This window comes from Bacillaceae bacterium S4-13-56, from assembly GCA_040191315.1.
Classification (GTDB): Bacteria; Bacillota; Bacilli; order Bacillales; family JAWJLM01; genus JAWJLM01.
Genome location: JAWJLM010000010.1, coordinates 1 through 13150 on the forward strand (window position 1 = coordinate 1; position 13150 = coordinate 13150).

Genomic DNA, 13150 nt, shown 5'->3' on the forward strand with positions numbered 1-13150 from the left:
CGAATTACATTTTTCTAAGTGCGAAAGTTGAGTTATTTACTAATAAAGAAGTTAAAATATATCCATACTAAAAATCAAATGTTTTCATTTTAATTTTTGTTGGAAGGAGGTTAGTCATAATGAAAAGGTTTCTTTTGATGTTTTTGCTAGCCTGCTCTACTTTTACTTTAACAGGTTGCGGAGATGAGGCACCTGAGGAAGGCGAAGAAATTGAAGATGTAGAGGAAGAAGATGAAATCGGAGACGGTGAAATCGATGATGAATAAAAGTTCAATAAATAAGATGATTCCTCGACAAATGAGGAATCATCTTTTTTTAAGATCCTAACCCTGTTGTTTGGCTTTTTCCCCTTTAATAAATGGCATCCACCAGTTCCAATCTCCTAAAAGCTTCATGAGACTTGGAACTAAGAGCAATCGAATAATCGTGGCATCAATGGTAATTGCAATGGCAATCCCTACACCTATTTGTTTAACAGGCATCACACCTGTAAATGCAAATGCTCCTGTAATGACAATCATAATTAGAGCAGCAGATGTAATGATTCTACTGGTTGTAGCTAAACCTTCTACTGTTGCTCGATGATTATCTTTTGACTCTAAGTAATGTTCATGAATCCTTGAGATAAGAAAAACTTCGTAATCCATGCTAAGTCCAAAAACTAAACTAAAAACCATAACAGGGATAATTAAAGCAATATCACTTGGTGTCAGTCCTAGATGCCCTCCTTGGAAGAGCCAAACGAGGATTCCAAATGTGGCTGCAAGTCCAATTATATTCATAAGGATCGCTTTAAGTGGAATAATCACGGATCTAAAAGCAATCATCAAGATAAAATACGTAGATACAACAATCAAAAGTACGGCATAAAGAATCTTGTTATTTATTTCATCAAATATTTCTTGATTGAATTTCACCTTTCCCCCAAAGCTTAAGTCATAGTCCCATTCCTTTTGACTCCACTCTCTCACCCAATCCTGTGCTTTTTCTGAATCCTCTTTTTCAAAAAGAGTAACTGGGATAAGTAGCTTTTCTCCTCTTAATACCTTATCTAACATTGGATCAAGCTTTCGTTTGATTTGAGGATCCTGAAGAGAGTAACTCATAGTTGCTTGATCTTCAATATTAGCCAAATGAAAGATCGAGTCCACCTTTTCCACAATGGGATCTTTGGATAGCTCTTCTTCTAATCTCTTTTGTTCCTCTAGCCCTTCTTCACTTAGCCAATCTCCTGAGCGTTCAGCAATCACATAGACTGTACTTTTATCACGAATGCCAAACTCCTCTTCTATCCGGTCCATGGCTTGTCTAGATTCATAAGATGTTGGTAACGAATCAACCTCCGGAATCTTCAATTTCATATCAGTAATTGGGATTGTCCCTATAGCAAGTATTCCAAGGGCTAAAAGTGTTATCCGTATCGGACGTCTCATGACACCTTCCGCAAAACGATGCCACCGATCTGCTTCATCATTTTTTTTCTTAATAATCATCCATTGGTTTATTCTTTTATCTAATAGAAATAGAATAGCTGGAAGAAGTGTGTTTGCGGAAATAACTGAAAGTGCAACGACAATCATTCCGCCTATTGCTATATTTTGAAAAATATCAATTCTGACAAGAGTCATAGCAGCAAGCCCAATAAATACACAAAAAGCAGAAAACATAATCGAACGACCTGCTGTCCGGATCGTTGTCAGTATGGCAGCCACTTTATTTTGTTTCTCCAACTCTTCTCGATAACGGTTAATAAACAACAAGGAAAAATCAATGCTCAAAGCAAGTCCAATCATAGGGACAATGTTCAATATAAAAACAGATAAATCAAGTTGGTCACCCATCAAAGTCAGTATCCCCAAAGAAGCGATAACCGTGATCGCCCCAATGATTAACGGAACTAAGGAGGCAACAATACTCCCAAATGCCATTAATAAAACGACTAATGCTACAGGAATACCTATCATTTCAGCACGCTTTAAATCCTCTTGACTAGCATGATTGATGTCTTCATTAATGACAGGTGCCCCTGTAATAGAAACATTACCATCCCTACCTGCCAAGGACCGTAACCAATCGATTTCATCTTTTAAGCCACCGTGATCAAATTGTAAAACAGCATAAGCTAAATCACCTTTATTTAAGTCTTCATTTTTTAATGGTGAACGAATCTCAGAAGCTATACCTTCTTGATTAACCTTTTCAAGAAATCGGCTAATTTTACTCTCAAAATCTTGATTTTTCTCTGAAGGTTCTTTTTCAAAAAGGACCATGATTGTTCCTTTAGGGTGATTGAATGTTTCTTCAAGGGTCCGATTAACCTTATTATTTTCACCTTCCACATTAAAGCCATTTCCTTGAAGTTTTGATGGAAGGTCCAATGCAAAATAACCCAATGCAATCGTCACTATGATCCAAATAGCCATGATTATTTTGGGAAAACGAACTACTGCCTTCACGTCAGGTCATCCCCTTACCTTATGTATTGCTCTTTATTATACTTTACCTAGTCTGCGACAATAAATTAATTTTAACTAAAAAGCCGCTCCCTTAGTGGAGAGCGGCCTCGTATTATGCATAGAGTTCTTTTCTTTTTTCTTTGATACTTGGATCCTAAATGTATTCATCGTAGCTAATGACCTTGTCAATCATGCCGTTTGGCGTTAGCTCAATGATACGGTTAGCAATGGATTGAATAAATTGGTGGTCATGGGAAGCAAAAATCATAGACCCTTTGAATTTAATCAAGCCGTTATTTAGTGCTGTAATGGATTCAAGGTCTAAATGGTTGGTTGGCTCATCTAAAAGTAAAATGTTTGCTTTGCTAAGCATCATTTTAGAAAGCATGCAACGGACCTTTTCTCCTCCAGATAGGACACTTGCTTTTTTGTGAACATCTTCTCCAGAGAATAACATACGACCAAGGAAGCCACGAAGGAAGGTTTCTGTCTGATCTTCTGGTGAATATTGACGTAACCAATCCACAAGATTCAAATCGCTACCCTCAAAAAACTTAGCATTGTCCTTCGGGAAATAACTTTGAGAAGTGGTTACTCCCCATTTATAAGTTCCGCTGTCGGGCTCCATTTCTCCCATCAAAATTTTGAAAAGAGTTGTTTTGGCAATTTCCTGATCACCAACCAGAGCAATTTTGTCATCTTTATTCATGATAAAGCTTACGTTATCTAACACTTTTACTCCATCAATCATTTTGGTTAGACCCTCCACACGAAGAACATCATTTCCAATTTCGCGCTCAGGAGCAAACCCAACATAAGGATATTTACGAGAGGATGGTTGAATGTCATCCAATGTAATTTTATCTAATAGCTTCTTACGTGATGTCGCTTGTTTTGATTTAGAAGCATTCGCACTAAATCGGGCAATAAAGTTTTGGAGCTCTTTAATTTTTTCTTCCTTTTTCTTATTTTGCTCTTGAGCCATTCTTTGAGCAAGTTGACTAGATTCATACCAGAAATCATAGTTCCCAACATAGATTTGAATTTTCCCAAAGTCAAGGTCAGCAATATGAGTACATACTGTGTTTAAGAAGTGACGATCATGGGAAACCACGATTACAGTATTCTCAAAGTTAATAAGGAAATCTTCTAACCATTGAATCGCTTGAATATCTAAATGGTTCGTCGGCTCATCCAAAAGAAGAACATCAGGGTTACCAAAAAGAGCTTGTGCGAGAAGGACTTTTACTTTTTCTCCCCCTGTAAGATCTCCCATTTTTTTCTGGTGAAGAGAATCTTCAATGCCAAGACCAGTTAATAATTTGCCAGCATCTGATTCTGCTTCCCACCCATTAAGTTCAGCAAATTCTCCTTCAAGTTCAGCTGCACGCATTCCATCTTCTTCGGAAAAGTCTGCCTTCATATAGATTTCATTTTTTTCTTGCATGACCTCATACAGACGCGCATGACCTTTTATAACAACTTCCAGAACAGTGTCTTCTTCATATTGGAAATGATCCTGCTTTAATACTGCTAAGCGTTGTCCTGGTTTAAGAGAAACATCACCTGCTTGAGGTTCAATCTCCCCTGATAAAATTTTAAGAAAAGTAGATTTACCTGCTCCATTTGCGCCGATTAGTCCATAGCAGTTTCCTGGAGTAAATTTAATATTTACATCCTCAAAAAGCTTCTGGTCACCGTAACGAAGCCCCACATTCGTAACTGTAATCATTTATTTATTCCTCCATCTATATCATCCCACTAGGGAAATAGTCAATACCACATCTTATCTAGTATATCATCTATAGGGGGGGCAATGGAAGGGGAGCAATCACTACGTGAGTTTATTAAATGAGTTACTCTTAGAGTGGAGGGATGTTCTATGGAATTTTCCACTGATATTCTTAAGAGTTATCATGATCGACAAGTTGTTCTTAACTACTACGACGATGGTGAATTAGTAGAAAGGAAGGGTTTCACGTTCTCAAGGGTTAAATTAACCGAAAAAGAAATTCTTTTTTGTATACCTAATGGGATAGACTACCAAATTCCTACATCAGGTCATGTTAGCTTTCAAAGGAACAGTCAATTCCCAAACTATTATGAGCTATTTTTTAACAACAGTCGTATTGAGATTTATTTTCCGTGAAAATTAATATTAGAGAATGTTTTGCAATCTTAAAAGAAACAGAGACGACTTTACGTGCTAATGAATTCATTTCAGAGCTACTATAAGTCATTGGGTGCCAATTTTTTGGATTAAGTGACGATATCAAGATTCTATGTGCTAAAGAAACCTTTTTAAGTGATGGTTTTTTTATTCACAGTGACAGTCTATTGACTTGTGTGCTACTTCCTTCGCTTGAGTGCTGCTATCTATGTTTGAGAGCCATACTCTCTACTTCTATGAGCCAATCTTGAGGTTTTAAGTGACAATTTTACCTGAGATTAAGAAGTTAGGTGCTATTTTTCTTGGATACGTGCTTTAAGTGCTACTTGCGCAATGAGTTACAAATTTTTATTAAATTTCCGTGTTCTATAAGAAAAGCGCAAGCGCCCTCGATCATCGACGTAAGGCGGTGGACCTCATCGATATTAAGGATCGTCGGCTAAAGCCGTCACATCGTGTGGTGACCTACATCCTGTAGGCCCAAAGGAAACACGGTTCACGAGGGCTCGCATCCTGCGAGTCAGTTCGGTGTTGCGACAAATGTTTTCGGTGGGCCGAGTAATCGGATGTCGCGTTTTTAACCGAACCTCCTTCATCGATGTTGACTTATCGATGGAGAGGAGGGAACCGTCTCTAGTCGATAGGGCGCTGGAGCTAGACAAATTTTATACTTATCTTTTAAGAAAAGATGACTCCTCAGACAAACGAGGAATCATCTTTTGAGTGTTTCTTTACTAAAAAACTTGTATCTCACCTTTATAGGCAAGATGATATATTTGAGCAAGGTCGGTCACAAGCGGCATTTTCGTAATGGGGTCAGGCACCAATGCTTTGAATTGGGAATGTTACGACGTATGGTTGCAAGGGATAAAAATACCCCCGCAATCACATAACCGATCCAAGTCAATATTTCTCTGTATTTTTTTAACTTTAGTAAGTCACTTATTTTTATTCCTTAACAGGTAATGGTGGCAATGTATTTGAATCATCTATTAATTGGGCCCACATTCCTTGTGGGATGTCCAAACTTCCCGGAGCATCAACTGGGACATGAGTTGCTATTTCTTCAACTCTTTCTTGTGTTAATTTTAATAACCATTCAGGATCAAGAATTGCTTCTCTTCCCAGTACAACTATATCTCCATATTCAAGTGCTTTCATTGCATCAGCGGGAGTAAATATATTACTCCCGACTACAAATGGGACCCTCTTATTAATCTTATTATAAATCATACTATTGACTGGGCTCCTTTTATTCCCTGTTAAAGCAACCTTGTCTACTCCACCGTATAAGGAAGAATGAATATAGTGAATCCTATTTTCTATTAATTTTTCCACCATTTCTAATGTTTCATCAATAGTATAACCAATTGTCTTATCAAGGACTTCTTCTGGAGATAGTCTGTAGCCGACAATAAATGTGTCTTTTCCCTCTTGTTTTACTACTTTTTGCACTTCTTCTAAAACAGCCAATGGGAATCGCATTCTTTTTTGTAAGGATCCTCCCCATTCGTCCTTCCGTTGATTTGAATAAGTAGAAAAAAATTGTTGAATTAAATAATGATTAGCACCATGAATTTCAACACCGTCAAACCCGAGGTGTATTGCTTTTTTGGTTGCATTTCCAAAGTCCTTAATAATTTCCTTGATTTGCATTTCACTTAATTCCTTTGGAAGCTCGTCTAGTGATGGATATTCTACTGAACTAGGTGCAAGTACTTCACCAAATTTTTCGTGTGTCCCCATCGCTCTTCTTCCTGCATGATTTATTTGAAGAATAGCTTTGCTGCCAAAGGATTTCATACTAATCGCCATTTTTTTTAATCTATCATTAACACTTTCCTCATATGCAATAAATTGTTTTGAATTCAGTAGCCCACTTTTAGATACAGCAATACAACCACTTATAAATAAATCACCTAAGTTAGCTCTTCTTTTATAATAATTCAATTCTTGATCAGAAATGGATCCATCTGGATTGGAGGAATAAGTTGACATTGGAGCAGTCCCTAATCTATTTTTGAGCACTATTCCATTTGGTAAGCTTATTTTTTCTAGAATACTGTCATATTTATTATTCAAAATCACCACTCCTAAAAATTAAAAGGAAGTTGATTCCTTCTCTTTAATTTTATTCAAACGAATAAAATTCTTATCACGTTGCTCAATTTCTTCTTTAACTATTTCATTGGAATAAGAGTAAATTCCTTCTCCCGTCTTAGTTCCCAGTTTTCCTTCAAGGAACTTTTCATTGATAAAATTCGGAACCTTATCAGCCTTAGATAAATTTGGAGCTAGATTTTCTACAACACTCTTCCATATGTCTAAACCACCATAATCAGCAGTCTCTAAGGGACCGATGAACGCCCACCTGAATCCAGGACCTGATGTTACTACTCTATCAATATCTCTTGCATCTGCAACCCCTTCATCTAGTAAGTAAAAAGCTTCTCGTACTAATGCTGCTTGTAGACGGTTTGCTATTAATCCAGGAACGTCTTTTTTCAATACTACTGGTGTCTTACCAATAGTCTTCATTAATTCAACAGTTTGATTTATTACTTCATTAGATGTTTCATTACTTTTTACTATTTCCACAAGTGGTACAAGCTGTGCAGGATTAAAGAAATGTGTAATGATTAAACGATTTTTGATAGTCATTTTTTCTGTTAATTGGCTTATGGAGAATGTTGAAGTATTGGAAGCTACTATTGTTTCATCAGAAATAACTTTTTCTAAATCAGCAAATAGTTTATATTTAATGTCAAGATTCTCACTAACAGCTTCTGTAATAAAATCTGCATTTTTCACTGCTTCTTCAAAATTAGTTGTCATAAAAATATGGGTGAGTGCCCTATCTTGTTCATCTTTACTTATTCTATTTTCTTTTACCAACATAGATAAACTATTTTCAATCAAAATAAGTGCATTGGCGAGATACTCCTTTTTTAGATCATACAAAGAAACATTGTATCCAGCTAATGCATAGTTTTGCGCAATCCCATGCCCCATAGTTCCCGCACCTAGTACCGTAATGTTTCTAACCATCGCTTTTCCCCCTCGTATAAATATATCGGTGTTGCTAAACATCACCACCATTAATTAAAGCGCTTTCAAAATGGTGGATAGCTACAACATGAACCCTTCTGCACATATTAAATATTTATCCTTCACTTATAAATACGCAAAAATCGTGCCATACAAATTCATTTTAACCTTATTAAAGTTATTATTTGATTAAAAAAGGCATACGAGCCCGATCTTTAACATCTTTAAACGGCGCACCACCACCAAACAAGTTGACACCTATTTAAGATTCTAATTAAAATTTAGTCACTAAAAAATTTTTTGACCATTAAAACATGTAGTTTTTCGCTTGCTAACCTTTCCGTGATTATGGAATTTTTCCATAATCACGTAAGATAAAACCATGAATTTTCCGCTAAAACGGAAAAAGGTGCCTGACCCCCTGCATGTTTAAGCTTCAACGTACTGGGGGCTGCGTATAATGGCAAATAAGTCCACAACTTTTTTGGAAAGTTTGACAAACATTTCACCAACTTTCCCATTCACCCGTTGATTTACATCACTTCATTAATTTTGGAGATATCTTATACTAGTGATATACCAAATAAGGAGCTGATGAATCATGGAAATCAAGTCCGTTAATGATTTTAAAGAATATAGTTCTGAAAAATTCACGAAAAGAGTGATGTTTAAAGAAGGCGGTAGTACGGTTTTTGTGCTGAATTTTGAACCTGGACAAACCTTGCCTGCTCACAAGCATCCCGGAACAAACGTTTATATTCTTGTCCTGAATGGTTCAGGAACATTTACAGTTGACAGTAAACAGCAATTGCTAAAAGAACAAGATGTCCTCCTTATTACAGGGGATGAGGAGCTTTCCTTTGAAAATACAGGAGATCAATCTGTGAGCCTATATGTAATGCTAAATAAGATCCCTGATGAGCGCTTCGCTCAAGATATTTAATAAAAAGGCGCCCTATTTTGGGCGCCTTTCTTAGCAGTTCCTAATCTCGTAAGTTTCCTTGGGGGCTTTATTTATAAATGTATTCCTCTCATCCTTTATAACAATTTCCAATTCATGCATGGCTCTCGTGCATGCTGTGTAAAAGAGACGACCGTCCTCTTTCCCATAAACATCAGCAGAACCGTTATATAGAAGAACGGCATCGAACTCTATTCCTTTAGCTAAATATACAGGCAAGATAGTGATCCCTTTTTCATAGCCTTTCTTTTCATCGACAAGCAATTGAACATTATCCAGTTCTTGAAGCTGTTCATAAGCCTCCCTACATTCTGCTGCTGTCTTACAAATCACGGCCACTGTGTCGTGACTTTGTCTAAAGTCCTTCAACCTTCCTTTGAACCATCGCGAAAAAGATTCCTTTGAACCTCCCCCCTCCCAAACAACAGGAAGTTTTCCTTCGCGATTGAAAGGCTGAATTTCCTCTCCGCCTGGAATGAACGATTTCGTAAATTCAACAATTTCTCTTGTTGACCGATAACTTTGTAGTAATCGATACGTTTGCTGTCGGTCTTTCGGCACAATATCGTAAGAAAGCAAAGATTCTCGGGTCCCCTCATTTGAAAAGATTGCTTGATTTAAATCGCCGAGAATGGTCATTCTTGCATAAGGAAATAGCTGCTTAATGAAGGCAAACTGAAAATCTGTATAATCCTGTGCCTCATCAATCAACACATATCTTATTTTGGTATTCGATTTGCGGCCTTCTATACGATCCTGCAGATATAAGTAAGGAATAGCATCCTCATATGGCATCTCTTTTTGTTTCAAGCGACTTAGTGTTATCTCTACTTGCTCATCCCATCCCACTGGTAGTTTTTCAGAAGTCCATTGTTGAAAATTCTGCAAAAAATGGATGTAAAGTTGTGGAAGATGAATGAATTTTAATTTTTGTATTTTTTTTATGAGGGGAGCAAAAGCTCTTTTAACCACTATTTGTGCTAGCGCTTTTTGCTCTCGTTCAAAATCATCAAAAGTATCTTCTTTCGTATTTTCTTTTTGTATTTTTTGATAGACCTTATGCATATCCTCTTTACTTACCCATTGAATTTCTTCTTCCACCCATTTCTTTTGGGTTTCTTTTTTTGCCTGGACCTTTATCTCTTGTAAAAGCCATTCTTTGACTTTTTCCATGCGATTCGGAATGGACATAGATCGGTTTAAAGATTGATAATAGGCCTTTATCTTGGAGGCAGGTATGATGGTTGATCCTCTAAAGACTATCGAACGAAAGCGCATTCCTTCTTCTTCAAGATGAGTAACATGTTTATCCACAGCATTCTTGAACACTAAAGTCCCTTTCCAACGAATCATATCCTGATATCCCTTGGATTGTTTTTTAGCTAACCGTTTCTCTAATTGGGCAAATGGTGTTTCTACCTCAAACGAACTTTTCAATCGATAATGAAGATAATCCTGAAAGGTTGTCTGTTCCATTGTTTCCTCCCCTAATTCTGGAAGAACAGATGCCACATAACTGCTAAACATGGCATTAGGAGAAAAAAGCAGAATTTGATCCGCCTGAATCAAGCCTCGATATTGATAAAGCAAAAAGGCAACCCGTTGCAAAGCGGCAGAAGTCTTCCCGCTCCCCGCTGCACCTTGGACGACTACAAATGGAGTTTTTTCATGTCGAATGATTTGATTTTGTTCCTTCTGAATGGTGGCTACAATACTCTTCATCTTTGTATTAGCTTGTTTTCCTAAAACAGATTGCAACAGTTCGTCACCAATTGTAATTCCTGTATCAAACATAGACTTAAGAATTCCACGTTCAATCTGATATTGTCTCTTCAAAGTCATCTCGCCAGAAATCATACCTTCAGGAGTTTCATATTCGGCATTACCCGGGGAGTGGTCATAGTAAAGGCTTGCAATGGGAGCACGCCAATCATATATTAAAAAGTTTTCTTTTTCTTTGTCCATAAAAGATGAAATTCCAATATACACGCGGTCCTTGTTTGTTTCTCCATCTCCAACAAAGTCAATTCTTCCAAAGTAAGGTGAATTTTCCAGCCTTTCTAAAGTTTTTAATTCTTTAGCATATTGACCATGACTCCGCTCGCGTTCGGATAATAGTTCAGTTTGCTGTTTTATACTCACATATGTTTCTACGGCATCATCGATCTCATCAAAATTAACAGTAACATCTTCAAAAAAGTTCTTTCGTATAGAAGCGACATCTTCTTTAGATTGACTTGCATTATCCCTAATTATTTTTTTTTGCTCAGATACTTCTTTTATAATATCTGAAATTCTATCCTGTTCTTTATTCCACTCGTTCAATATGACCGCCCCCTAATTGTATCACTTGACAACACAACACCTTTATGCTATTGTTATTATAGGAATTTTGTAGATACGTATAAAAATTCTATAATAACATAGGAACATTTATAGTAACATATTAGATGAAAATACTCAAATGAATTTTGAAGGTGCCCTGTGTACAGGGGCGCCTTTTTTAGTCCCTATATATATGTAATTCCCCCAAAAAAATGACCGTTTTAATTGTGTAAACTAGGGAATAGTATGGTATTAGAGATAAAATTGTGGAGTGATCAATCTTGAAGAAGATGGGGAAAAAGTATTGGCTCGTCTTCGGGAGTTTAGTTATTTTTTTATTTTTTGTGTGGCTTTATTGGGAAGAGGAACCAAGTGAAAATCCTCTTGTAGCAAAAGAAGATATATCTATAGAGCACCCTGAAGAAGAGCATCAAGAAGAAGAGAAAAATGATCAACCAATTAAGGACAACATCCGTGAAAAAGTAAATTTTGTGATAGAGAGAGCACTAGAAATTTTCACTAAAGAAGACTTAAAGATTGTAGCCATTGGTGATTCTCTTACACAAGGGGTTGGATCAACAGACGAAATTGGCTATGTAGGAATGATTGAAAATACATTAAATAAGACTCGTACTATAAATGCTTTAGCCATTGACAACTATGGAAAAAGAGGGAATCGTACGGATCAATTGCTAAAACGATTAGATAATGAAGAAATTCGCGACAGCATAGAAAATGCAGACATTATGCTAGTAACCATTGGGGCAAATGATGTAATGGCTATTGTAAAAAATAATCTTACTAACCTAAACTATGAAGTTTTCTATAATCAAACAGGAAGTTATAAATCCAGCCTTATTGCTGTTTTCGATAAAATACAAACTATTAATCCTCAAGTACGATTTTATTTAATTGGTGTCTATAATCCATTCCGCGAATATTTCAGTGATGTCCAAGAGTTAAACCAAATCATGGTAGATTGGAATCAAATCGGTAGAGAAGTTATGAATTCCTATGAAATGGGGACATTTATTCCGATCAAGGATTTGTTTGAACCAAATACAAACGAACTATTATCTGATGATAATTTTCATCCCAATGACAAAGGATATCAGCTTATCGGTGAACGAGTACTTGAATATATTGCACCAGTAATAAGCAGGAAGGAAGAATAAAGTGAAACTTCAATCAGTGCCCGTCCCCCGCTGATTAAGGGGTTGAGTATGAGGTCCTTGAACCAATTGGATATTTACGGGCAGCAAACCGCACCAACAAGGGTGAAAAATTTAAAATTTTATTTTCATGGGAGTTTATCCCTCACCTATCTTTCCGTTTCACTTAAGAATTGAGGTGGGGGTATTACTACCCGTTCATGCGGATAATTGGAGCCTCTAAGAAAGGCTCCTTTTTAATAGAAAACATAAGAAATCTAGGTGATTAACATGTTCGATTTTTGGAAATCTATAGATGATCCTTGGAAGAAGAGGTTTCTCCTTTTAGCCGGATTTAATATTTTAGTTATTTTAGTCATAATTCTTCTCGTCTTTTGGCCTGTCACAAAGACAAACCTCCCAAAGGGAAAGTATTTTGTTCCCGATGCTGAATTTACCATCTCATCTAATAAGAATAACCTAAATCAACTGATTAATAGCTATTTATCTACATTGCCCGGGAATGAGGATTTAGCTTATTATGTTACTCTTGAAGAAGATGTCCAAATACACGGGACACTTGAAGCCTTTAATACTAAAGTTCCTTTGAATATGAGACTTAAACCCATTGTACAAGAAAATGGGGATATCGTTTTAGATCTCGAATCAATCTCGATTGGGCGTCTTTTCCTGCCCAACAACAAAGTCCTCAAATATATAAAAGATATGTACCCTTTTCCTGAATGGGTTGTTGTGGATCCTGAGACGGAAAAAATCTATGTGGCTGTTACTAATATTGAGCCAAGGAGTAATTTCAAAGTAAGTGTGAAAGAATTTGACGTTAAAAATGACCATCTTTCCTTTCGCATAACTGTTCCTTTAGAAACATTTTCAAACAACCAAGGACTTTCTAAAATTAGAGATTATTTTAGATAAAGTGAAACTTTAATCAGTGGGGGGTTGCCCTCCCTATCTGATTGGGGATACCCAAAGGTATGACCGAAAGTCCCTTGAACCAATTGGGTGATACCCGTTCTTT

The 13150-nt window shown here is 36.7% G+C and carries 10 protein-coding genes; 5 read left to right on the forward strand and 5 right to left on the reverse strand.

Annotated elements, in window-relative coordinates:
• Positions 1–119 precede the first annotated feature (119 nt).
• Entirely contained in the window at positions 120–266 is a 147-nt protein-coding gene (locus tag RZN25_04440; GenBank protein MEQ6376071.1) for a hypothetical protein, read from the forward strand.
• A gap of 57 nt (positions 267–323) precedes the next feature.
• Here the strand turns inward: RZN25_04440 and RZN25_04445 are convergent, their stop codons facing one another.
• Together RZN25_04445 and RZN25_04450 are read right to left on the reverse strand one after the other, a co-directional pair.
• Positions 324–2456: an MMPL family transporter gene (locus tag RZN25_04445; protein ID MEQ6376072.1), complete on the reverse strand. Its 2133-nt coding sequence runs from the start codon at positions 2454–2456 to the stop codon at positions 324–326.
• 154 nt (positions 2457–2610) lie between these two features.
• A complete protein-coding gene (locus tag RZN25_04450) occupies positions 2611–4188 on the reverse strand; it encodes an ATP-binding cassette domain-containing protein (GenBank protein MEQ6376073.1) in 1578 nt (525 codons plus the stop codon).
• 150 nt (positions 4189–4338) lie between these two features.
• On the opposite strand from RZN25_04450, the gene RZN25_04455 reads away from it, so the two are divergent.
• Complete coding sequence (locus RZN25_04455) at positions 4339–4605, forward strand: hypothetical protein (protein ID MEQ6376074.1); 267 nt, start codon at positions 4339–4341, stop codon at positions 4603–4605.
• Positions 4606–5574: 969 nt separating this feature from the next.
• On the opposite strand, the gene RZN25_04460 is transcribed toward RZN25_04455, so the two are convergent.
• Positions 5575–6708: an NADH:flavin oxidoreductase gene (locus tag RZN25_04460; protein ID MEQ6376075.1), complete on the reverse strand. Its 1134-nt coding sequence runs from the start codon at positions 6706–6708 to the stop codon at positions 5575–5577.
• Positions 6709–6726: 18 nt separating this feature from the next.
• The gene (locus RZN25_04465; GenBank protein ID MEQ6376076.1) at positions 6727–7674 is read right to left on the reverse strand and encodes a 3-hydroxyacyl-CoA dehydrogenase family protein; all 948 of its coding nucleotides are present in this window, start codon (positions 7672–7674) and stop codon (positions 6727–6729) included.
• Between the two features lie 601 nt (positions 7675–8275).
• On the opposite strand from RZN25_04465, the gene RZN25_04470 reads away from it, so the two are divergent.
• Complete coding sequence (locus RZN25_04470; GenBank protein ID MEQ6376077.1) at positions 8276–8617, forward strand: cupin domain-containing protein; 342 nt, start codon at positions 8276–8278, stop codon at positions 8615–8617.
• A gap of 30 nt (positions 8618–8647) precedes the next feature.
• Here RZN25_04470 and helD read toward each other — a convergent pair whose 3' ends face one another.
• Positions 8648–10960, reverse strand: a complete 2313-nt coding sequence (gene helD / locus RZN25_04475; GenBank protein ID MEQ6376078.1) for an RNA polymerase recycling motor HelD — start codon at positions 10958–10960, stop codon at positions 8648–8650.
• Positions 10961–11250: 290 nt separating this feature from the next.
• Here helD and RZN25_04480 point away from each other — a divergent pair, with 290 nt between their 5' ends.
• Together RZN25_04480 and RZN25_04485 are read left to right on the forward strand one after the other, a co-directional pair.
• The gene (locus RZN25_04480; GenBank protein ID MEQ6376079.1) at positions 11251–12135 is read left to right on the forward strand and encodes a GDSL-type esterase/lipase family protein; all 885 of its coding nucleotides are present in this window, start codon (positions 11251–11253) and stop codon (positions 12133–12135) included.
• A gap of 267 nt (positions 12136–12402) precedes the next feature.
• Complete coding sequence (locus tag RZN25_04485; protein MEQ6376080.1) at positions 12403–13047, forward strand: YpmS family protein; 645 nt, start codon at positions 12403–12405, stop codon at positions 13045–13047.
• Positions 13048–13150: the final 103 nt, after the last annotated feature.

Coding starts and splice junctions, on each gene's coding strand:
- RZN25_04440 (MEQ6376071.1), top strand. CDS start 120: ATGAAAAGGTTTCTTTTGATGTTTTTGCTAGCCTGCTCTACTTTTACT.
- RZN25_04450 (MEQ6376073.1), bottom strand. CDS start 4,188: ATGATTACAGTTACGAATGTGGGGCTTCGTTACGGTGACCAGAAGCTT.
- RZN25_04455 (MEQ6376074.1), top strand. CDS start 4,339: ATGGAATTTTCCACTGATATTCTTAAGAGTTATCATGATCGACAAGTT.
- RZN25_04465 (MEQ6376076.1), bottom strand. CDS start 7,674: ATGGTTAGAAACATTACGGTACTAGGTGCGGGAACTATGGGGCATGGG.
- RZN25_04470 (MEQ6376077.1), top strand. CDS start 8,276: ATGGAAATCAAGTCCGTTAATGATTTTAAAGAATATAGTTCTGAAAAA.
- RZN25_04480 (MEQ6376079.1), top strand. CDS start 11,251: ATGGGGAAAAAGTATTGGCTCGTCTTCGGGAGTTTAGTTATTTTTTTA.
- RZN25_04485 (MEQ6376080.1), top strand. CDS start 12,403: ATGTTCGATTTTTGGAAATCTATAGATGATCCTTGGAAGAAGAGGTTT.